Origin of the sequence: Serratia sp. AKBS12, from assembly GCF_024793895.1 — a bacterium.
Classification (GTDB): Bacteria; Pseudomonadota; Gammaproteobacteria; order Enterobacterales; family Enterobacteriaceae; genus Serratia_F.
Window position 1 is genome coordinate 13,513 of sequence record NZ_JANUSB010000003.1, and the last position, 20,810, is coordinate 34,322.

The following is a 20,810-nucleotide window of genomic DNA, read 5'->3' on the forward strand; positions in this document are numbered from 1 at the left end:
TATGTCTGTAACCGTAACCCGCGACGGCATTGTTCGCCCACAACCGCAGGACATGCGCATGAAGACAGCCATGCTGCCGTCCTCCTGCCCACAAAACCACGCGGCTAACCTTCTGCCGCTGCCGGATGGCTCACTGATGTGCGTCTGGTTTGGCGGCACACAGGAAGGTATTGCAGACATCTCTATATGGGGTTCACGTCTGGCGCCTGGCGGCCAGCAGTGGAGCGAAGCGGTAAAACTCTCAGACGACGCGACGCGTTCCGAGCAAAACCCGGTTCTGTTTCTGGCTCCTGATAATGTGCTGTGGTTACTGTGGACCGCGCAGATTTCCGGTAATCAAGACACAGCCATCGTGCGCTATCGCCAGTCTCACGATCTGGGTAACAGCTGGGGCGAAATCAATACCCTGCTGGATAAACCAGGCACCTTTATCCGTCAGCCGATTGTTGTGCTGGAAAACGGCAACTGGCTGCTCCCGGTGTTTTACTGCCGTACACGGCCCGGTGAGAAATGGGTCGGCAACGATGACATCAGCGCGGTGAAAATATCAGGAGATCACGGCAAAACCTGGCGTGATGTTGAGGTGCCGGATAGTCTGGGTTGCGTGCATATGAACATCACCCCGCTCAACAATGGCACTCTGGTGGCCTTGTTCCGTAGCCGCTGGGCGGACAATATTTACTACAGCCAGTCAACGGATAATGGCGAGAGCTGGTCTGTGCCTGAGCCCACTACGTTGCCAAATAACAACTCCTCTATTCAGGTGACGACGCTTGCTGGCGGCGAACTGGCGCTGGTGTTTAATCACATGAGTGCAGCCGGGGCGCTGGAGCGACGCGCCTCGCTGTACGATGAGATTGACGATGACGAGAGCCGCAAAGAGCCTGTCGTCACCGGTGGGCCTGCGGCCTTTTGGGGCGCACCGCGTGCGCCGATGACCATCGCCATTTCACCAGATGGAGGAAAAAGCTGGCCGTGGCAACGTCACCTGGATGAGGGTGACGGCTATTGCATGACCAACAACTCCATGGAGAAACTGAACCGCGAATTCTCCTACCCGAGCATTAAACAGGGTCCGGACGGTGCGTTGCACATTGCCTATACCTATTTCCGCCAGGCCATTAAATACGTGCGCGTAACGCCGGAATGGGTGAGGGAGTCCGCATGATTATAGGACATCTTAATGCCCTGCAGCAGGCTGGGCTTCCGCCGGTGCTGTATGCCGTCCTATCCCGCCCGGACACCACGCTGCAGGCGCTCAGCGCGCGCGATGACGGGCTCTGGCAGCCGGGAGATGCCGCATGGTTTTGCCATATCGGCCCTGCGCAAACGCAGCCGCGCGAAGACAGACATACGGAATACCACCATCAGTGGGCAGATATTCAGATTGTTTTGGCCGGTGACGAGCGTATTTATGCCGGCGTGCGTTCCGTTGAGCAGCTAGGTGACGAAGAACGTAAACCCGATCTTTTTATTACATCGTCTTCTGAACACAACGTTGCGATCCGTCTTGGCGCGGGTGACTTTGCGGTCTTTTATCCTGGAGAACCACACCAGGCACTGTGCGCTGTAGATTCGCCGATGACCGTTCGCAAAGCGGTTTTTAAAATCCCCCGCTCGATGCTGGAGGCCTGAAATGCGTCATGCATTGGTGACCGGCGCCAGCTCCGGTATTGGTGAAGCGATCGTTAAACGTTTGCTGGCGGAAGGCTGGCGAGTGACCGGCCTCAGTCGGCGACCGGTGGTACTGGATACGGCTAACTTCACGAGCCTGCGCGTTGATATCAGCGATCCGGCCGCCTTGAATTCCGCGTTACAGACGCTCTCCCCGCCCCAGGCGGTGATCCACGCCGCCGGGATGATGGCAGCCGCGCCGCTGGGGCACCTGGATAGCGACATTGGCGCCTCGCTCTGGCGGTTGCACATCCAGGCGTGTGAAACCCTGTTTAACCATTTTGCGCCTGACATGGAGCCAGGCGGTCGGTTTGTGGCAATAGGTAGCAGAACGTCTCGTGGAGCAGCCGGTCGCTCACAGTATGTTGCTACCAAGGCGGCGATGGTTGGTATGGTCAGAAGCTGGGCTGCAGAACTTGCTCCACGCGGGATCACCGCAAATGTCGTCGCCCCAGGGGCAACACAAACGCCGATGTTAAGCGCGCCGGGGCGGGAAACATCCCCCCCGAAATATCCGCCGATTGGCCGTCTCATCACGCCAGAGGAAGTGGCGGGGCTGGTGAATTTCTTGCTTGGCGAGGAGGCCGCCGCTATCACCGGGCAGGAGATAATGATCTGTGGCGGCGCATCGCTTACTGGCTAGCTGTTTAGTGCGGTTATCCACGTGCAGTCATGGCATCACGGTGATGTCGCGATCGGTGGATTTATAGGCCTTTTGGCTACTGACGACGCCAACGCCCAATCCCCAGACGTTTTCCTGATCGACGGTTGCCGGTTGCCGGTTGAGCCTGAGCGGAAAAAGCCCAACATAACAACATGGAACCAGCCGTGGTGGTAGCGAGGGGTCGGAAAGGGATACGGCTGCCGAGCTATGGCAGGTCATTTATAGTGGCGTAACGCGTCGAGCAGCAGCATAAAGGCTTTGGAGTGATTGCGGCGTTCCGGATAAAACAGATAGTAGCCATCCCACCAGGGGCACCAGTCTTCCAGCACGCTGATCAGTTCCCCGCTGGCAATATGATGTTCGGCGATGTCGCGCGGCACATGTGCCAGACCATACCCCTTCAGCGCCGCATCCAGGTTCTGATAAATACGGCTGAACACCAGCTGCCCTTCCACCTTCACGTTAACGCTTTTACCGTCTTTCTCGAACTCCCAGACATAGAGATTGCCGTAGGTCGGAAAACGCAGGTTAATACAATTATGCAACAGCAGATCGGTCGGGTGCTGTGGGATATCCCGATGGGCAAAATAACCGGGCGTTCCCACCACGGCGAATCTGACATCGGGGCCGATACGCACCGAGATCATGCCATTGGTAATCTGCTCGCCGAAACGCGTTCCGGCATCAAAGCGCCCCTGAACAATATCCGTCAGCGCATAATCGTCAATCAACTCCAGTTTAATATCCGGATAGGTTTTTAACAGCCGATCAACCTTCGGCCATATTACGGTGTTGATGGCATAATCCGAGGTGGAAATGCGGATGGTGCCTGACGGCGAATTATTTTGATCCTTTAAAGACTGGAGTTGTGCCTGGATCCCATCGATATAGGGACCAAGGCCCTCGAGTAATGTCTCGCCAATATCCGTCAAGGCGACGCTGCGCGTGGTGCGGGTAAGCAACTTCATCCCCAGCCGTGCTTCAAGCGCACGCAGGGTATGGCTGAGCGCAGATTGGGATACGCCTAGCTGTGCCGCGGCTCTGGTGAAGTTTTTTTCACGCGCGACAATGACAAATGCCGTCAGATCGTTCAAATTTTCGCGCGCCAATGTCATCCCTCCGGTCGATACTTACACTTATCTGGTAATGGCTACAGATTACCTGAATCCGCGCCTGACTGCGGGCCGTTTTGCCAATACCCACCGTCGCCATTATTCATGAAATCTGCTCATCACTCTATTCAGCTGGCGGCTATTAAAAAATAAAACGCGCTCTGCTAAAACTGAGCACTTAATTATTCTGACCTTGATCGGGAATAAATAGCGGAATGTTCTCCCTTGGCAAGCCCCCCTTGCCAACGGGCTCCATTCCGGCATTAATCACGGCAAAGTATGCCGCCCCCCCACCATCAGGATATACCGATGAAACTGAATATTATCATTGATGGCCATACCAGTACGGCCACGCTTAACCACAGCCAGGCAAGCAAAGACTTTGTCGCCTTGCTGCCGCTCACGCTGACCTTACAGGACTATGCTGCGACGGAAAAAATCAGCGATCTGCCCTCTCGCCTGACCGTCTCGGACTCACCAGCCGGCACCGCCGCACGGAAAGGCGACATTACATTTTATGCCCCATGGGGAAATCTGGCGCTGTTTTATCAAGACCATGGTTACGCCTCCGGGCTGATACAACTCGGTCAGTTCGACGATCCCAATGCCGTTCCCGGCCAGCAAAAAACCTACACGGCAAGGTTCGAACTCGCCCAGTAATTCAGTGGCTCTCGCCAGGCAAACGGCGCGCGTTGCATGGATGAAAAAGCGACCTTCCCACAGTTCGGCAATAGGCGAACCCGCAGATGACGAAACGATTATTACCGGCACTAGCCTGCGCATGGCTACTGACCGGCTGCATTAATCACGGTATTTCAGACAGGAACACAATCACCATGACGCACAAGACCGATGTACAAAACGCCGTGGCGCAGGTCGCTCCGGCAATGGCGGGCTATTCAGACACCTTTGTTGAACAAGAACTGTGGAACCGGCCGGCGCTGTCCCGACGCGATCGCAGCCTGGTGACGATTGCCGCGCTGATCGCCCGTAACGATACCACGGAGCTGCCTCACTATATTAACCTGGCCCTGGATAATGGCGTAAAGCCGGCAGAGATAGCGGAAGTGATTACCCATCTGGCCTTTTATGCCGGCTGGCCCAACGCATCCGCCGCCGCAGTCGCCACCCGGCCGGTCTTTGAACAACGTCACATTGACAGTAGCACTCTGCCGGGCAGAGCGGTTCAACTGCTGCCGCTCGATCGGCAGGCTGAGCAAAAACGTGCGGCGCTGGTGGCCGGAAACTTTGCTGATGTGTCCCCCGGCGTGGTGGATTTCACCACTCGTGCGCTATTCACCGATTTGTGGCTCCGGCCAGACCTGGCACCGCGCGACCGTAGCCTGATTACCGTCAGTGCGCTGGTTACCGCCGGTCAGGTAGCTCAGGTGCCCTTCCATCTTGCTAAAGCGATGGATAACGGCCTGACCCAGCCACAGGCGGCCGAAGTGTTGACCCAACTGGCGTTCGTCGCCGGTTGGCCAAACGTCTTTTCTGCCTTACCGGTGTTTAAAGAGGTGTTTAACGCCAGAAAAGACGGTTAATTGCTCGCAAGGATAAGTAAAAAGGCGTGCCGGGTTTCCAGGCACGCCTTTGCTACAGGATACGCCAGTTCAAACCGCCGCGCAGAGGCGCAGCCAGCGCTCGGCTCGAATGCCGGCACGAACCAACCTCATAACGTCAACGCATCTGCAAAATGATGACGTTACTGCTGGCCGGATCCGTACGTTCACGCAATTGCTTGACCTCGGCTTCCTGCACCGCGCCACCGTGATTACCCCACGACGTCCTGACAAACGACAATACCTCTGCAATCTCCCGATCTGAGAGTTGGTTGCGGAACGGCGGCATGCGATAGGCATCAGGCACGCCATTGGCAACAATCCGCATGGAGCCGTTTAGCGTAATGTTGATAGAAGAGGCATTTTCCTTGGCTAACGAGGAGGCCGAGCCGGCAAGCGCCGGGATCCATTGCCCCTGGCCACGCCCGTCCGAACCGTGACAGGCACTGCATTTCGCCGCGAAGATTTTCGCCCCCGGGACCGCCAACCTCTGCTCTGGCGACAGCGTATTGTCAGCGCTGGCATCATACTGCCAAGGCTCGCCGTCACGTTCCGCATCACCCGGCAGTGATTTGAGGTAATGCGCGACCGCCTTGAGGTCATAGTCCGTCATAAACTGCGTCGAATTGTTGAAAGCCTCGGTCATCGAGCCGAATACCACGGCGTGCTTGTTACGGCCGGTTTTAAGCAGTTGCACGATATCTTCCTCGCTCCAGCGGCCGAGTCCGGTATTGTGATCGCCACGCAGACTTGGTGCATACCAGCCGTCCAATAATGCGCCGGAAAGGTAGAGCGGACTGCGCTCGGTCAGCGCTTTCTCATTCATCGCAATACTGCGCGGCGTGTGACAACTGCCACAGTGGCCAGCACCTTGAACAATATAGGCGCCGCGATTCCACAATGCCTCCTCTTCGCCGGTATTGGTGAGGCTTTTCACCTGATAAGGCTCCGATTCGGTGAACAGGGCATTCCATAATGACAACGGCCAACGCATGTTCAGCGGCCAGGGGATTTCACTGGGCCTGTTCTGCTCACTGACCGGAGAAACGCCGTGCAGGAAGAAGGCATACAGCGCCTGTACGTCTTCGTCGCTGAGCTTGGCATAAGAGGGATAAGGCATCGCCGGGTAGAGCCTATGGCCATCGGCGGCAACCCCTTGTCGTAATGCCCGGTCAAAGTCAGCCAAACTGTAGTTGCCGATGCCAGTTTGCTTGTCAGGCGTAATGTTGGTGGCAAAGATTGACCCCATCGGGGTCGCCATTTCAAGGCCGCCGGCAAACGGCTTACCGTCCGGTGTGCTATGGCATGCTACACAGTCGCTGAGTCGAGCGACATACTCACCACGCTGGATCAACTCAGCCGTTGGCGTCGATAAGGCGTTTACCTTGTCAAAGGGAGACGCGGGCGTGCGAGTGACAAACCACGCTATAGCCAGCGCCGCGATCGCACCGATGAGCAATAGCATGACCAGGGCTTTTTTCAATCTGGATATCCTCATTTGTCGCTCTCCCTCATAACGTTTTCTCGCTATCGAAGTTGTAATGCGAGAGTGGCATGCTGCGAATACGCTGCCCCGTCAAGCGGGAAACGGCGTTCGCCACCGCAGGGGGAACCGCCGGCAAGGGCGGCTCGCCGATGCCGCCCATCTTTTCCCCGCTCTCGATAATACGTACATGCACGCGAGCCATGCGATGAGGTGGCAGGATCGGATACAGGTCGTAATTTCGCCCCACCGGCATCCCGTTTTTATAAACGGTTTCTTCAAGCAGCACCTGCGAAAGCCCCAATGCGACGGCACCGTTTACCTGTGCTTCCACCAATGCCGGATTGACGATGCTGCCGGGATCGATTGCCTGCCAGATGTCATGGACCTTGACCTGTCCATGCTCGATAGAGACTTCGGCAATCACCGCAACTTCTGTGCCAAATGGCGAGGCCATCGCGATACCTCGGGCGCGGCGAGACCCATCTTCTGCCGTGAAGGGACCTCTTTTCCAACCGCCGGATAATGCCTCAACGGCTTGCAGCAGATTGCTCAAGCGCGAGTTTCCCTTCAGCAGATGCATCCTCAGCGCAAAAGGATCCTGCCCTCCTTTATCCGCCAGCTCATCAAGAAACGTCTCATATAAAAAGTCATTCATCGAGTTGCCGACCGAGCGCCAGTAACCCAGCATCACCGGGTTTTTCACATACAACTGGGCCACACGCTTGTTCGGTATCGCATAAGCCTTGCCGGACAAACCCTCAAGCGCCGTGGGATCCAGGGCGTCCCCCTGTTTGTTGGCCACCCCTTCGGTTGGGCCTTCGGTGGCACTGATCGCCTCCAGAGCAACGGGCAGCCCCTGCTCATCAAGACCACCACGAAATCGAACTGCCGCCATCGGACGCAGCACGTCACGCAGAAACTCTTCTTCACGACTCCAGATCAGTTTTACCGGCTGTCCGACCGCTTTTGCCAACTGTATGGCCTGCGGGTACGGCGTGGCGGTGGGGTACAGAAAGTGGCGGCCAAAGAAGCCACCGAGCAATGGCGAGTGGATGTGGATCTGTTCCAGACCAAGTCCGGTTATTTTTGCGACGTCAGCCTGGAACATTCCCGGCGCCTGATTAGGCAGCCACAGATCCAATGTGCCATCGGGATTGAAGCGCGCCAGTGCAGCGGGCGGCTCCAACTGGGCGTGATTGAGATACTGGCTGCGGTAGGTTGCACTGACCACCTGATGCGCGTTGGTCAGCGCTTGATGCACATCCCCTTCAGTCTCCGCGTCCTGGCCCGCCCCGGGCTCATTCGCCAGACGGTCGTTAAAGGCCGCGCTAGAAAAATCGGCGGGCATATAGCGCACCGAGGCTTCAGCTCCCGGATCGTTCCAATCCACCTGCAAGGATTCTGCCGCACGTTTGGCTGTCCACCAGCGTTTAGCCACCACCGCCACAGCCCCTTCCAGGCGATGCACCGAGTGCACTCCCTTCATGCTGGTGACCTGCCGTTCGTTGCGAATGTTGCCAACGGTCAGACCAAGTCGTGGTGCATGCTGTACCGCGGCGTGCAACATGCCCTCAACCTGAACATCGATGGTGTAGATCGCCTTGCCGGTCGATTTATCGTAACCGTCCAAACGGGGTACCGGTTTCCCTATCCAGCGGAACTGGCTCGGATCCTTGAGCGTCACGCTGGCAGGGTCGGGCACCGGTAGTTCCATCGCCCGCGGCGCGAGTTGCCCATAGCTCAGAGAGCGGCCCGAAGCCTGATGAATGACCTTTCCAGGCTCAGTCGTCAGAGTAGCAAGCGGCACACCGAGCTGACTGGCTGCCGCTTGCAGCAACATGTGGCGTGCCAGAGCGCCCAGCCGACGCATGGTCGCATAGCTCATACGTACCGACATGCTGCCGCCGGTGATACGCAGGCCGTTTTCCATGACCGTGTACTCGGCGTCTGGCGGGGCATTTTCGACGATAAAGCTCGCCGGTTCGGCGTCGAGCTCTTCGCCAACGATTTGCGCCATTCCGGTAAAGATCCCTTGCCCACCTTCAATAAAGGGACTTTGCAAACGAATGGTGTTGTCAGGGCGAATTTCTAAAAATGCCGGAACGCGAGTGCCCGGCGCAGCGCTGTTGCCCGGCGTTTGAGCGCGAACTTGGCGTACCGGCAAGCCAAAGCCGAGCACCAACGCCCCCGCCATGGTCCCCGCCGAGCCCAACAGAAAACGGCGTCTGGAAATATTCACCGGCTCTCCCGTAGGGAAGGACTCGCGGTGATGACTATCGCTCACTTTTGTCATACCCCGCTCTCCTCATCATTCACGCGCCCGGACTGTGACTGCCGGCGGAGCACTTCATCTTCCGTCAGCGCCAGCGCGCCTGTCGGAACAGCCGCGCCGCTCTGCGGCGGCGTCCGTGTCTGTTTCTCCCCCTTGCCAGCGGCTCCGTCTGACGTCGTTACCGCAGTAGCCACCTCGTGCACCGCTGCGCTGATGGCGTTATAGGTACCGCAACGACACAGGTTGCTCATCGCCGCCGCAATTTGCGCATCCGAAGGGTGCGGGGTCTGTTTAAGCAACGCGGCCGCCGCCATCACCTGCCCAGACTGGCAGTAACCGCACTGGGGAACCTGGTGTCTGATCCAGGCATGAACCAGCCGTTTGCCGACCTCGTCCGACTCTATCGCCTCGATAGTGGTAATAGTGCACCCCGCTACGCCCTCAATCGGCGTTACGCAGGAACGTACCGCGACGCCATCAACCAGCACGGTACAGGCACCGCACTGCGCCAGCCCACAACCATATTTTGTGCCGGTGAGGCCAAGATCGTCGCGGATCACCCACAACAGCGGCGTATCCGCCTCGGCATCCACCTCATAGCTCATTTCATTAATCTGAAGTTTCATTACTGTCCCCTGCCTGAGGCGGTCGGTTTACACATTATGAAAATTTATTACCCGTTGGCTGCGCAATCGACGAATGGCACTTCTCCCTTGCCGATGGCGAGAATCCAACGCAATGTTGCCTGATAGGCGTAGTGCAAAGCTCGGTCCACCTGCGGTCGCTGCGGGCAGGCAGCCGCGAGCTTTTTTGTTAAACGCGTTAGTGCGGGCGGTGAATTCGCCGCGATGGTGGAAAGAGGCTCAATCGCCCCGGAAGAGCGCATCACTTGAGTGAGTATAGCTGCGGGAATACCCCCCGTTACCCGAAGCGCATGCAGTGCTAAATCCCCTGGCGCGGGCGCAACGCCGCATGAGCCTCATCGGGCTGTCTGCCGGCTTGCGTGCTGACGAGGCAATATTCTCGCTGTTGTTATTGATGGGTTTAATCATCGCCCAGCCCAGCTCCGGCGACTAGTTTATGAATACTTATAAAGTTTATAAGTCTGGCTAATGAATCGTCGTAGAGATGACAACTACATGATATCTGTGCATGATGGATACCCGCGTATTGCTGGCGGTGTTGCCCGGCGATGTGCTTAACGTCAAGCTGCTGCCAGGCAACCAAATGGATGAAGCATGGTTAAGATCGTCAGTTGGCTCTTGCTCACGCTGATTTCCAGCGCTGGGCTGGCCACCTATTTTCTTCAACAGCAGTATGAAGAGAAAAGCGCCGATTTCCGCATTCTTTACCGCGAGATCACCGTCAAGCTGTCCCAGCATGACGCGATTATCCCGCTATTGCCGGAAAGCCAGGACGCGCAGGAGGTACAGAAAATCCTGCCGCAGATCGTTCGCTGGCGGCAACACACCAATCTTGAACCGCGTCGGCCGATGGTGTTGGAAGGACAGGGACGCTACTGGCTCAACTTCACCCGGCTGTCGTTACTGATCGATCTGAAAACACTGCTCAATACCTTGCCGGAAACCAAGCCGTTCCAATACCTCGCCCTACGCTGGAATAACGAGCCCCTGTTTGAACAGGGTGAGGCGGGTTCGCACTATTGGCTCTGGGATAAGACCATTGCCAGCCCGTCGCAGCCGTTTGTGCTGGCGGTCGGCGACGATCCGCACTGGGCCGCCCTCCCCTGGCTAACCATCCTGGCTCCCGCTCCCTGCTGGGCGCTGCTGCTTTATCTGATGAGCCAATATCAAATGAACAAGCGCCGACGCGATATTGCCGACCTGCGCGCGCACTATTCCGAACTGACCCGGCTGAATACCATGGGAGAGCTGGCGGCCGGCATTGTGCATGAGTTGAATCAACCGCTGACGGCGATCCTCAGCTATAACCAAACCGCAATCCGCCTGATGAAACAGCAGCAAGGCACGCAGGTGCCGGCATTGCTGGATGCCGCAGTAGTGCAGATCAAACGTATCGATACCTTGCTGCGCCAGTTTCGTCAAAGGCTGGACAGTGAACAGACCGACTATCAGCCGGTTGACTTGCGTTCGCTGTGGTCACGAATCATCACCTTGCTGGACAACGAACTTCACAGCCAGAAAGTGCGGGTGAGCAGTCATATCCCCGATAATTTACCGCCACTGTTCGCCCCGCCACTATGGATAGAGCAGATTCTGCATAATATTGTCAGTAACGCGATCCAGGCACAGTGTGATAACGCGCCCGGTACCGCCTGGATCACCCTGCATGCCACCAGCGATGACGACGGCATGACATTAACCCTGACTGACGGTGGGCCTGGGCTGACGCCACAGGCATTGCAACAGGTATTTATGCCGTTCTTCACCACCCGTGCCCACGGCATTGGTCTGGGCATGGCGCTGGCGGATACGCTGATACAGCGACTCAACGGCAAAATCGAAGTCGCAAATGTGGCAGGATACGGTGCCCGTTTCACGCTTTGGTTTCCGCTGACAACACAGGTGGCATGATGGAACAACGCATTTATCTCATCGATGACGATCGGGCTATTCGCAGCTCATTAAGCCTGCTGCTGGCTACCGTCGGCTGGCAAACCGATGCCTACGGCAGCGCCCAGCTGTTTCAGCAAGCTGCCGATGACTTATCCGCCCTGGCCGGCTGCATGCTGCTGGATATCCGCATGCCGGGAAAAACCGGGCTGACTCTGCTGGATGAATGGCGGCAGCAAGGATTAACCATCCCGGTAATCATCATGACCGGCCATGCGAATATCGATCTATGCCGTCGCGCCTTCAAGAATGGCGCGTTTGAATTTCTCACCAAACCGATTGACGCCGATCTGTTGTTCGAAGCGATCGGCGCCGCCATGGAACAGCAGAAAATCGGCCAGGAACAACAGAAAAAACGGCTGTTGCTGCAAGCCAGGCTCGCCACGCTCACCGCTCGCGAGAATGATATTTTTGAAACTATCATAAAGGGATATTCGAACAAGGAGATTGCCCGTCAGTTCTCTCTGTCGCCACGCACCGTTGAAGCGCACCGCGCCAATATTTTTGCCAAGCTCGAGGTTAACTCCCTGCCGAAGCTGTTAAATACCTATGGCGAGATAACGCCGATCAAAAATGATTAATCGTACGTACCCATCGCCCTGGTGCATCGATGCTAGGTAAAAATACCTAGAGAGCTAGGTATTCACATCAATAGTCTGCTTGCCGCCCACCTTTTATTATTCCGGCATCAACGGTGGAAACCATGGAGCAGACTACGATGAAACACATTATTTTAAGCGCCATTGCCCTCGGCGGCGTCATTTCCTTTAGCAGTGCGGCGGCTGGCATTCTGAATGAAAAAAACCTGTCTCTCGAACTGGCCGATAAATTAGCCCAGCGCGCCATACAATCCTGCAGCGCCGACCACTACAACGTGGCCGTCACCGTTGTCGATCGCGCCGGCACCCCGCTGGTCATCAAACGCATGGATAACGCCGGCCCACATACGGTTGAAGCCAGCCGCATGAAAGCCTTCACCGCCCTGACCACCAAAAACGCCACCGACGCCGTGATGAAAAGTGCCCAGGCTAATGCCGGGGCGGCAAATCTGCGTGACATTCCCGGCTTCCTGCTGCTGGCCGGCGGCGTGCCGGTGAAAGTGGGTGAACAAACCATTGGCGCCATCGGCATAGGCGGCGCGCCTGGCGGCCATCTGGATCAAAATTGTGCGCTTGAAGCGCTGAAAGGCAGCCAGGCTGAACTCAGCGCCGGTTGATAGCGGCCACACATTATTTTCCAGGAGGGAGCCCATGACCATCAAACCCATCTTTGCCATTTTACCGCTGATGCTGACCGCAGGCAGCGTACTGGCCAACGAAAGTGCGGAAGGCTATTACGGGTCGACGAAATACCTGCAGATTGAACAACGTGCCAAAGACATGGACACCAGCAGCCGTCCGGGTGTGGGGCAGTTCGTTGGCGGCAAAGAGAAACAGCACCTGGGAGGCGCAGCCATTGCGCTAGGCTACCAGTACGGCAATGGCTGGCGAACCGAAGGGGAGTACACCTTCAGGCAAAAAACGGAATACACCAGCGGGTCCAGTACCTTTGCCAACAGTGACAACCACTTGCAAACCAACGTCGAACGCCTGATGTTGAACGTCTACCGCGACTATGCTTTGGGTCATGACTTTTCTGTTTTTGCCACCGCCGGGGTTGGGATCAGCAAAATCAAGGCAGGTGGCTGGCAGGGAGTACCTTCCCGCGAATATGACTCGACCAGTCAAAGCAACTTTACCTATGCCATCGGCGGCGGCGTCAGCTATGCGCCCCTCGAACGGCTCAACGTTGATTTAGGCTACCGTTACGTCGACATGGGAAAAATAGAAAGCGGCTACAACACATTCGCCAATGCCCGGGGACTGAAAGATGAGCAAATGAAGGCCCGTCTGGTATCCAACGAATTTACCCTCGGCGTGCGTTATCTGTTCTAAGTAAACGTGCAAACTTATGGCAGGCTCGCTGCTGACAAATCCCCCCATCCGCCTGTGCGCATGGGGGAATTGGCTATATCTGGACCGGCCATCGGCTTAAGGTAATACCCCGGGTCGCCGCACTGGCACCGAAGTCCGCCAGCATGGCGCGAACGTCCGGGTCAATGTATTCGGCATTGTCATGCTCGGCAATAACCACGCAGTTATCCGGGATCTGCGCCAACAGCAGCTGTAAACGCGGATTGTGCAGGAAGGTCAGGTTCTGGTGAAAACGCACCACGTAATGATCGTCATAACGCGTCAGTTGCAACGCATTGTGGTGACTCTTATAGGTGCTGCACAACAACTGCGCCATCAACCCCACCGCGATCCCCGCCAGCATGCCAAACACGATAATGCCGCCAACGGTAACGATAAACGGCACGAACTGTGGCAATCCCATACGCCACTGCGTAACGAACAGCGCCGGCGAAGCCAGCTTATAACCGGTATACAACAATACTGCTGCCAGGCTGGCCAATGGGATGGTATTCAACAGATCGCTGAAGAACAGCCCACACAGCAGCAACAGCACGCCATGCAGCAGAATTGATACTTTGCTGCGCGCCCCGGCGTTGACGTTCACCGAGCTGCGCACAATAACCGCAGTAATCGGTAAACCACCAAGAAAACCGCTCAGCATATTACCCACGCCCTGCGCACGCATTTCTTTATTCGGCGACGGGGCTGGAGTTTGCGATTTCAATTTCTTCAGCGCTTCCTGGCTGAGCAGCGTTTCCAGGCTTGCCACCAATGCCAAGGTCACGGCAATCAGGTATACCGACGGGTTACGCCATGCGCCTTGCCAATCCGGCCTGCTCAACTGCGCGCCCAGCTCATCGACGCTGTCAAAGCGGGGCAAGGCAATGCGCGGCATGCTGCCCATGCTTTCCGGTAACAGACGATCGCCAAAAATGACCGCCAGGCTGCCCCACAGAACAGCGACCAGCGGGCCAGGCACATAGCTCATCAATTTGATGCGCTTAATCGGTGCAGTGGTCCACAACCACATGATAAACAAGGCACCCAACGCCACCAATGCCGAGGCTGGCGACAGCAGATCCGTGCCGGCCGCCAGCATCGCGCTCAGGCTTTCTTCGCCCTGATAGCCTAGAGCCACCGGCAGTTGCTGCATAATCAGCAAAATACCGATTGCCGCCAGCATGCCCTGGATCACCGTTCCCGGCACCAGCGAGATCCAGCGTCCGGCACGCAACAGGCCAAAAATCAGCTGTAACGCGCCGGCCATGATCAACGCGACCAACAGTAGGGAAAACGAGCCGAGGGTTTCCATCGCGCCGACCACGATGGTTACCAGGCCGGCAGCCGGGCCGCTGACCGCATAACGCGACGGGCTGAGCATCGTCACCACAATGCCGCCAATCACCCCGGTCAGCAGGCCGACAAACGGCGGCAGCCCACTGGCCTGCGCAATACCCAGACTCAGCGGCAGCGCTACCAGAAAGACCACCACCCCGGCAGGAATGTCATTACGCAGAGTGCTTAAGTTCATGGCTTGCCTCCATACTGTCCTGATGAACCAATTCCTTCAGATGTCCGTCCTGTAAATCATAAACACAACCGAAAACGTCCAACGTCTTACCCTGCTCCCACGCCTGTCGTACCGGTTGGCTGGCGATCAGATGGCCAACTTGCGTGACCACGTGGGCCTCAATCAAACGATTTAATCGCGTCGTCTCATCGTCCTCTGCCTGCTGATAATGCTGCAGTTCGCTGGCCAGCGAGCGTCGTAAATGCACCATTCGACGCGCCAGCGCGCTGTCTTCCTGCGATAACGGCATATTCGGCAGATTCACCGCCGCCTGCACGCCGCCGCAGCCATAATGCCCACACAGCACAATGGCGGAAACGTGCAGATAGTCCAACGCGTATTGCAATACGCTCATCAGACTATCGTCATCCTCCAAAACCATATTGGCGATATTACGATGAACGAAAAGTTCGCCGGGGTGAGCGCCGGTCAGCACTTCCGCGGGTACACGGCTGTCAGAACAGCCAATCCATAACGCCTGCGGCTGCTGGCCGGCAACGTGCTTGCGAAAGTAGTGGGGATTTCGCTGGCGCTGCTGTAACGCCCAGCTTCGGTTTCTCGCTAAAAGGGGTTTGAGTATCGTCACGACGTGCTTCTCTCTGTTGGGGGACAAACAGGTTTATACCTACCCGCCCAGGGCCGATAACATTAGTAAATCTGATGATGTTGATGAAGGCTTGAAGCTGATACACGGTTTCTTTACCCCATGCAGGATACTTCCTGCATCAGGAAAGTCCTTTTATTAAAAATAGAGCCGATAGCCATTAAGGCAAGTAAAAAAATGCGGGAACTTTTATCAAAAAGACAAAATGCTTTTGATTTTAAAGCTAAATAAAATGATACGAGAGTATTAAAAAAGTAAAGTAACCACTCACTGAAGAAACTTTACACTGCGGATTTTCTGCTAGTTGATTATGCTGTCAAACCCTCACGCGATAGCGGATATTGAAATAATTAACAGAGATTAATATTAAGTTAACCTTTCCGTTTTAACATCATCAGGCAGATGTTCCTTTGTATAGAAATGTGTGACACCGATCTCTGCGGGGCTTCGCTGCCAGGACAGTAGCAATCCGATGCGGACAACCGAGGATGATAAGCCAGCCTGTACTTTCGCCATCAGCGACAGCAAGACAATGCGCGAGAAGGTAAAACGTCAGGCTCGGCCATGTTGGCCAGGATAAAAGAAGACGGGGTAACGATAATGGTCTAATAGCTAAAATAGCAGGAAAATATTATTTGCTAGCGAATTATTTAACTGTCAAATATTAGCACTTCATCGCCAGAGCTGTGGTTAACGATATAAATAAAGTAATATAAAACAATGGGTTAATTATAATTATTATTTTAGCGTCCAGTTATGGCGGAATGGTCAGATACAGAAAATAAATGTTTTAGGGAATTCTTATTTCTTCAGCGCACAGAAAAGTAATAACCGAATCGTTGCCATCTTTTGATTCAATGTATTCACCAACCATATAACATTTGGTTATTCATAATGGCAGTTTGGTTAAAAACGACATATTCATGGAGTTTTTACTGCCAAGTCAGTGGATATCGTCATCAATTTCGCCAGTAACTATTACAAATCAATATCTTCGTTGCGTGATCTGCCGCGCAAAAAAGAAACAAAGAATCATAGCAAACTATACTTAACCTTCAGTTGACATACTATTAACAACTTCAAGGAGAAAAGCTATGAGCCAACTGCACAAACACGCTATTCCTGCCGCAATTGCGGAACGCGCCCTGATCAATCCGGCACAATATCAGCAATATTATCAACAGTCTGTGCAAGACCCAGAGGCATTTTGGGGCGAGCATGGCAAAATTGTCGATTGGATCAAACCCTACACCAAGGTGAAAAATACCTCTTTCGATCCCGGCCACGTCAGCATTCGCTGGTTCGAGGACGGCACCCTGAACCTGGCGGCCAACTGCCTGGACCGCCATCTGGCTAGCCGCGGCGATCAGACCGCCATTATCTGGGAAGGTGACGATCCAGAACAATCCAAACATGTCACCTATAAGCAGCTGCATCACGATGTCTGTCAATTCGCCAACGTGTTGAAGAACCTTGGGGTTAAAAAGGGCGATGTGGTGGCAATCTATATGCCAATGGTGCCGGAGGCCGCCGTGGCCATGCTGGCCTGCGCGCGTATCGGTGCCGTGCACTCGGTTATCTTCGGTGGCTTTTCACCGGAAGCGGTAGCCGGGCGTATCATCGACTCCAACTCCCGCCTGGTGATTACCGCTGACGAAGGCCTGCGTGCCGGCCGTTCGGTACCGTTGAAGCAGAACGTCGATGAGGCACTGAAAAATCCGGGCGTAAAAAGCGTCAGTAATGTGGTGGTGTTCCAACGCACCGGTAAAGCGGGTTACTGGCAGCAAGGGCGCGATTTATGGTGGCATGATCTGATTGACGGCGTCTCCGCCGACTGCCCTGCGGAAGAGATGAACGCCGAAGATCCGTTGTTCATTCTCTATACCTCCGGTTCTACCGGCAAACCTAAAGGCGTTTTGCATACCACCGGCGGTTATCTGGTGTACGCAGCCATGACGTTTAAATATGTCTTCGATTACCACGACGGTGATATTTACTGGTGTACCGCCGACGTTGGCTGGGTTACCGGCCACAGCTATCTGCTTTACGGCCCGCTGGCCTGCGGTGCCATCACCCTGATGTTTGAAGGTGTGCCTAACTATCCTGGCGTTAACCGCCTGTCGCAGGTGGTGGATAAACATCAGGTCAATATTCTGTATACCGCCCCCACCGCCATCCGCGCGCTGATGGCCGAAGGTGACAAAGCCATTGAAGGCACCCAACGCGATTCGTTGCGTATTATGGGCTCGGTCGGCGAACCGATTAACCCCGAAGCCTGGGAATGGTATTACAACAAGATCGGCAACGCTAAATGCCCGATTATGGATACCTGGTGGCAGACCGAAACCGGCGGTTTTATGATCACCCCATTGCCGGGTGCCACCGAACTAAAAGCCGGCTCTGCTACGCGTCCATTCTTCGGCGTACAACCGGCGCTGGTTGACAACAGCGGTACCCCGCAGCAGGGTGCCACCGAAGGCAATCTGGTGATCACCGATTCCTGGCCTGGCCAGGCACGTACCCTGTTCGGCGATCATGAGCGGTTCGAACAAACCTATTTCTCCACCTTTAAAGGCATGTACTTCAGCGGCGACGGCGCCCGTCGTGATGAAGACGGCTACTACTGGATCACCGGACGGGTCGACGATGTGCTGAACGTATCGGGTCACCGTCTGGGAACCGCAGAAATCGAATCGGCTCTGGTGGCCCACCCAAAAATCGCCGAAGCGGCAGTGGTTGGCATACCGCACAACATCAAAGGGCAGGCAATTTATGCCTATGTCACGTTAAACCACGGGGAAGAACCGACGCCGGAGCTGTATACCGAAGTACGCAACTGGGTGCGTAAGGAAATAGGGCCAATCGCCACGCCGGACGTACTGCACTGGACTGACTCGCTGCCTAAAACCCGCTCGGGCAAAATTATGCGCCGCATTTTGCGCAAAATTGCTGCTGGCGATACCAGCAACCTGGGGGATACCTCAACGCTGGCGGATCCAGCCGTAGTCGACAAGCTGTTAGAAGAAAAACAATCAATGAAAGTACCGTCATAATTTCCGCCGCTTCGGGCCGTTCATCGCCAATTGCCGGATGAACGGCTTGATACCCTTGGGTATGCGCGGCGTCCGCTATCAATACCTACTGGAGACACTCTGATGAATGACACCATTTATCAAGGGATTGAGCAAAACCCGCGTTTCAAGGAGCTGGTGCGCAAACGCAGCCGTTTTGCCTGGCTGCTGTCGTTAATAACGCTGGCGTTATATGTCGGTTTTATTTTTTTAATCGCCTTTAATCCACAATGGCTTGGAACTCCTATCGCTGCCGGCTCAACCATTACGCGCGGCATTCCAATCGGCGTCGGGCTGATCGTTATTTCGTTTGTCCTGACGGGGATTTATGTTTTCCGCGCCAACGGTGAATTTGACCGCTTGAACGCGGAAGTACTGCGCGAGGTGAAACAATGAGGGGTTTATTCACTGCGGTAACATTGCTGTTATTGCCTGGCCTGGCCCAGGCGGACGCCATCGGCGGCGCGGTTCAGCGTCAGCCTTTGAATATCCAGGCCATCGTGATGTTCCTGCTGTTCGTTGGCGCTACGCTGTATATCACCTATTGGGCCTCCAAGCGCACCCGTTCCCGCCAGGACTACTACACTGCCGGGGGACGCATTACCGGCTTGCAGAATGGTTTGGCGATCGCCGGCGACTTCATGTCCGCTGCGTCGTTTCTTGGGATTTCAGCGCTGGTGTATACCTCGGGTTACGATGGGCTGATCTACTCCATTGGCTTTCTGATTGGCTGGCCGATCATTTTGTTCCTGATCGCCGAACGTCTGCGTAATCTGGGTCGCTACACCTTCGCTGATGTCGCGTCTTATCGCCTGAAACAAAAGCCAATTCGCACGCTGTCTGCCTGTGGCTCACTGGTAGTTGTCGCTCTGTATCTGATCGCCCAGATGGTTGGCGCAGGCAAGCTCATTCAGCTGTTATTCGGCCTCAACTATCATATTGCGGTCATTTTAGTCGGTATCTTAATGGTACTGTACGTTTTGTTTGGCGGTATGTTGGCCACCACCTGGGTACAAATTATCAAGGCAGTTCTGCTGCTGTCTGGCGCCAGTTTTATGGCGCTAATGGTGATGAAGTCGGTTAATTTTGACTTCAATACCCTGTTCGCCGAAGCAGTGAAAGTACATCCCAAGGGTATTGCCATCATGAGCCCCGGAGGGCTGGTTTCCGACCCGATATCAGCACTTTCGCTTGGTCTGGCATTGATGTTTGGTACCGCAGGCTTGCCACATATCCTGATGCGCTTCTTCACGGTACATGATGCAAAAGAAGCGCGTAAAAGCGTTTTCTATGCGACCGGTTTTATTGGTTACTTCTATATTCTGACGTTTATCATCGGCTTCGGTGCAATTCTGCTGGTTAGTGGCAATCCGGCGTTTAAAGACGCGACCGGCGCACTGCTCGGCGGCACCAATATGGCAGCGGTGCACCTGGCCAATGCCGTCGGCGGCAATTTCTTCCTTGGCTTTATTTCTGCCGTGGCCTTCGCCACTATTTTAGCCGTGGTCGCGGGCTTGACGCTGGCGGGTGCCTCGGCAGTTTCCCACGATCTGTACGCCAGCGTTATCAAAGATGGCAAGGCTACCGAGCGTGATGAACTGCGCGTGTCCAAAATCACCGTCATTGTGCTGGGGATCGTTGCCATTGCGTTAGGCATTCTGTTCGAAAAGCAGAACATTGCCTTTATGGTCGGTCTGGCGTTCTCCATTGCTGCCAGCTGTAATTTCCCTATCATCATCCTTTCGATGTATTGGTCACGCCTGACCACCCGTGGTGCGATGATCGGTGGCTGGCTTGGTCTGTTGACCGCGGTGATCCTGATGATCCTTGGCCCGACGATTTGGGTACAAATACTCGGTCATGAGAAAGCGATCTACCCGTATGAATACCCGGCGTTGTTCTCGATGATTGTCGCATTCGTCGGCACCTGGCTGTTTTCAGTCACCGACAGTTCGCTGGCAGGTCAGCAGGAACGCGAGCGTTTCCGCTCTCAGTTCGTTCGCTCGCAAACCGGTCTGGGGATTTCACAAGGCAGCGCGCATTAATTACTGCCGCAGAGCCATCAAAACACCAATCAGGGCCCTGCGGGGCCTTTTTTACTGATTGAACCGCCATTGTCCGTAGACGCACCAATGCAAAAAGCCCCACGCTTGCGCGTAGGGCTTGTTGCTTTATTTGATGCCTGGCAGTGTCCTGCAATATTCGTCTCATCCTGAGACTCACCCCTGAGGGGCCGCCGCCAGCGG

At 55.3% G+C, this 20,810-nt stretch carries 18 protein-coding genes and 1 pseudogene; 13 read left to right on the forward strand and 6 right to left on the reverse strand.

Annotated elements, in window-relative coordinates:
* Window position 1: 1 nt before the first annotated feature.
* From NYE85_RS02825 to NYE85_RS02835, 3 genes are read left to right on the forward strand one after another with little or no spacing between them, the layout of a single operon-like run.
* A complete protein-coding gene (locus tag NYE85_RS02825) occupies window positions 2–1,168 on the forward strand; it encodes an exo-alpha-sialidase (protein WP_259002815.1) in 1,167 nt (388 codons plus the stop codon).
* Window positions 1,165–1,635, forward strand: coding sequence for a YhcH/YjgK/YiaL family protein (locus NYE85_RS02830; protein ID WP_259002817.1), 471 nt, complete (start codon window positions 1,165–1,167; stop codon window positions 1,633–1,635). The genes NYE85_RS02825 and NYE85_RS02830 overlap by 4 nt, the downstream gene beginning before the upstream one ends.
* A gap of 1 nt (window position 1,636) precedes the next feature.
* The gene (locus NYE85_RS02835) at window positions 1,637–2,317 is read left to right on the forward strand and encodes an SDR family NAD(P)-dependent oxidoreductase (RefSeq protein WP_259002818.1); all 681 of its coding nucleotides are present in this window, start codon (window positions 1,637–1,639) and stop codon (window positions 2,315–2,317) included.
* A 236-nt stretch (window positions 2,318–2,553) separates the two neighbouring features.
* Here the strand turns inward: NYE85_RS02835 and NYE85_RS02840 are convergent, their stop codons facing one another.
* Window positions 2,554–3,447 carry a LysR family transcriptional regulator gene (locus tag NYE85_RS02840; RefSeq protein WP_259002819.1) on the reverse strand — a complete coding sequence of 298 codons (894 nt, stop codon included), beginning with the start codon at window positions 3,445–3,447 and terminating at the stop codon, window positions 2,554–2,556.
* A 312-nt stretch (window positions 3,448–3,759) separates the two neighbouring features.
* Here NYE85_RS02840 and NYE85_RS02845 point away from each other — a divergent pair, with 312 nt between their 5' ends.
* Window positions 3,760–4,110, forward strand: a complete 351-nt coding sequence (locus tag NYE85_RS02845; protein WP_259002820.1) for a cyclophilin-like fold protein — start codon at window positions 3,760–3,762, stop codon at window positions 4,108–4,110.
* A 176-nt stretch (window positions 4,111–4,286) separates the two neighbouring features.
* Window positions 4,287–4,994 (forward strand): carboxymuconolactone decarboxylase family protein, encoded by a 708-nt coding sequence (locus NYE85_RS02850; RefSeq protein ID WP_259002821.1) that lies wholly within the window; start codon window positions 4,287–4,289, stop codon window positions 4,992–4,994.
* Window positions 4,995–5,130: 136 nt separating this feature from the next.
* On the opposite strand, the gene NYE85_RS02855 is transcribed toward NYE85_RS02850, so the two are convergent.
* From NYE85_RS02855 to NYE85_RS02865, 3 genes and pseudogenes are all read right to left on the reverse strand, one after another.
* The gene (locus NYE85_RS02855) at window positions 5,131–6,495 is read right to left on the reverse strand and encodes a cytochrome c (protein WP_259002823.1); all 1,365 of its coding nucleotides are present in this window, start codon (window positions 6,493–6,495) and stop codon (window positions 5,131–5,133) included.
* Between the two features lie 28 nt (window positions 6,496–6,523).
* A complete protein-coding gene (locus tag NYE85_RS02860; RefSeq protein ID WP_259002824.1) occupies window positions 6,524–8,791 on the reverse strand; it encodes a xanthine dehydrogenase family protein molybdopterin-binding subunit in 2,268 nt (755 codons plus the stop codon).
* Window positions 8,792–8,949: 158 nt separating this feature from the next.
* Window positions 8,950–9,396: pseudogene (locus NYE85_RS02865) on the reverse strand ((2Fe-2S)-binding protein); the annotation flags it as partial.
* Between the two features lie 526 nt (window positions 9,397–9,922).
* Here NYE85_RS02865 and NYE85_RS02870 point away from each other — a divergent pair.
* The 5 genes from NYE85_RS02870 to NYE85_RS02890 all read left to right on the forward strand — a co-directional run bounded on the left by NYE85_RS02870 (window position 9,923) and on the right by NYE85_RS02890 (window position 13,298).
* Window positions 9,923–10,045: a hypothetical protein gene (locus NYE85_RS02870; RefSeq protein ID WP_259002826.1), complete on the forward strand. Its 123-nt coding sequence runs from the start codon at window positions 9,923–9,925 to the stop codon at window positions 10,043–10,045.
* A complete protein-coding gene (locus NYE85_RS02875; RefSeq protein ID WP_259002828.1) occupies window positions 10,009–11,325 on the forward strand; it encodes a sensor histidine kinase in 1,317 nt (438 codons plus the stop codon). Before NYE85_RS02870 ends, NYE85_RS02875 begins: the two co-directional genes overlap by 37 nt.
* The gene (locus tag NYE85_RS02880) at window positions 11,325–11,945 is read left to right on the forward strand and encodes a response regulator transcription factor (RefSeq protein ID WP_259002829.1); all 621 of its coding nucleotides are present in this window, start codon (window positions 11,325–11,327) and stop codon (window positions 11,943–11,945) included. Before NYE85_RS02875 ends, NYE85_RS02880 begins: the two co-directional genes overlap by 1 nt.
* A gap of 137 nt (window positions 11,946–12,082) precedes the next feature.
* Window positions 12,083–12,580: a heme-binding protein gene (locus NYE85_RS02885; protein ID WP_259002830.1), complete on the forward strand. Its 498-nt coding sequence runs from the start codon at window positions 12,083–12,085 to the stop codon at window positions 12,578–12,580.
* Between the two features lie 34 nt (window positions 12,581–12,614).
* Entirely contained in the window at window positions 12,615–13,298 is a 684-nt protein-coding gene (locus NYE85_RS02890) for an outer membrane protein (RefSeq protein ID WP_259002832.1), read from the forward strand.
* A 73-nt stretch (window positions 13,299–13,371) separates the two neighbouring features.
* Here NYE85_RS02890 and NYE85_RS02895 read toward each other — a convergent pair whose 3' ends face one another.
* Window positions 13,372–14,850, reverse strand: coding sequence for a SulP family inorganic anion transporter (locus NYE85_RS02895; RefSeq protein ID WP_259002834.1), 1,479 nt, complete (start codon window positions 14,848–14,850; stop codon window positions 13,372–13,374).
* Window positions 14,828–15,475, reverse strand: a complete 648-nt coding sequence (locus tag NYE85_RS02900) for a carbonic anhydrase (protein WP_259002836.1) — start codon at window positions 15,473–15,475, stop codon at window positions 14,828–14,830. Before NYE85_RS02900 ends, NYE85_RS02895 begins: the two co-directional genes overlap by 23 nt.
* A 1,112-nt stretch (window positions 15,476–16,587) precedes the next feature.
* Here NYE85_RS02900 and acs point away from each other — a divergent pair.
* The 3 genes from acs (at window position 16,588) to actP (ending at window position 20,609) form a co-directional block, all read left to right on the forward strand.
* Window positions 16,588–18,546: an acetate--CoA ligase gene (acs, locus tag NYE85_RS02905; protein WP_259002838.1), complete on the forward strand. Its 1,959-nt coding sequence runs from the start codon at window positions 16,588–16,590 to the stop codon at window positions 18,544–18,546.
* Between the two features lie 102 nt (window positions 18,547–18,648).
* Window positions 18,649–18,960 carry a DUF485 domain-containing protein gene (locus NYE85_RS02910; protein ID WP_259002840.1) on the forward strand — a complete coding sequence of 104 codons (312 nt, stop codon included), beginning with the start codon at window positions 18,649–18,651 and terminating at the stop codon, window positions 18,958–18,960.
* Complete coding sequence (gene actP / locus NYE85_RS02915; RefSeq protein ID WP_259002841.1) at window positions 18,957–20,609, forward strand: cation/acetate symporter ActP; 1,653 nt, start codon at window positions 18,957–18,959, stop codon at window positions 20,607–20,609. Before NYE85_RS02910 ends, actP begins: the two co-directional genes overlap by 4 nt.
* Window positions 20,610–20,810 lie beyond the last annotated feature (201 nt).

Bases quoted from the DNA above. Each gene is read 5' to 3' on its own strand.
- NYE85_RS02825 (WP_259002815.1), top strand. From the start codon at position 2: ATGTCTGTAACCGTAACCCGCGACGGCATTGTTCGCCCACAACCGCAG.
- NYE85_RS02830 (WP_259002817.1), top strand. From the start codon at position 1,165: ATGATTATAGGACATCTTAATGCCCTGCAGCAGGCTGGGCTTCCGCCG.
- NYE85_RS02835 (WP_259002818.1), top strand. From the start codon at position 1,637: ATGCGTCATGCATTGGTGACCGGCGCCAGCTCCGGTATTGGTGAAGCG.
- NYE85_RS02845 (WP_259002820.1), top strand. From the start codon at position 3,760: ATGAAACTGAATATTATCATTGATGGCCATACCAGTACGGCCACGCTT.
- NYE85_RS02850 (WP_259002821.1), top strand. From the start codon at position 4,287: ATGACGCACAAGACCGATGTACAAAACGCCGTGGCGCAGGTCGCTCCG.
- NYE85_RS02860 (WP_259002824.1), bottom strand. From the start codon at position 8,791: ATGACAAAAGTGAGCGATAGTCATCACCGCGAGTCCTTCCCTACGGGA.
- NYE85_RS02870 (WP_259002826.1), top strand. From the start codon at position 9,923: ATGATGGATACCCGCGTATTGCTGGCGGTGTTGCCCGGCGATGTGCTT.
- NYE85_RS02875 (WP_259002828.1), top strand. From the start codon at position 10,009: ATGGTTAAGATCGTCAGTTGGCTCTTGCTCACGCTGATTTCCAGCGCT.
- NYE85_RS02880 (WP_259002829.1), top strand. From the start codon at position 11,325: ATGGAACAACGCATTTATCTCATCGATGACGATCGGGCTATTCGCAGC.
- NYE85_RS02885 (WP_259002830.1), top strand. From the start codon at position 12,083: ATGAAACACATTATTTTAAGCGCCATTGCCCTCGGCGGCGTCATTTCC.
- NYE85_RS02890 (WP_259002832.1), top strand. From the start codon at position 12,615: ATGACCATCAAACCCATCTTTGCCATTTTACCGCTGATGCTGACCGCA.
- NYE85_RS02895 (WP_259002834.1), bottom strand. From the start codon at position 14,850: ATGAACTTAAGCACTCTGCGTAATGACATTCCTGCCGGGGTGGTGGTC.
- acs (WP_259002838.1), top strand. From the start codon at position 16,588: ATGAGCCAACTGCACAAACACGCTATTCCTGCCGCAATTGCGGAACGC.
- NYE85_RS02910 (WP_259002840.1), top strand. From the start codon at position 18,649: ATGAATGACACCATTTATCAAGGGATTGAGCAAAACCCGCGTTTCAAG.
- actP (WP_259002841.1), top strand. From the start codon at position 18,957: ATGAGGGGTTTATTCACTGCGGTAACATTGCTGTTATTGCCTGGCCTG.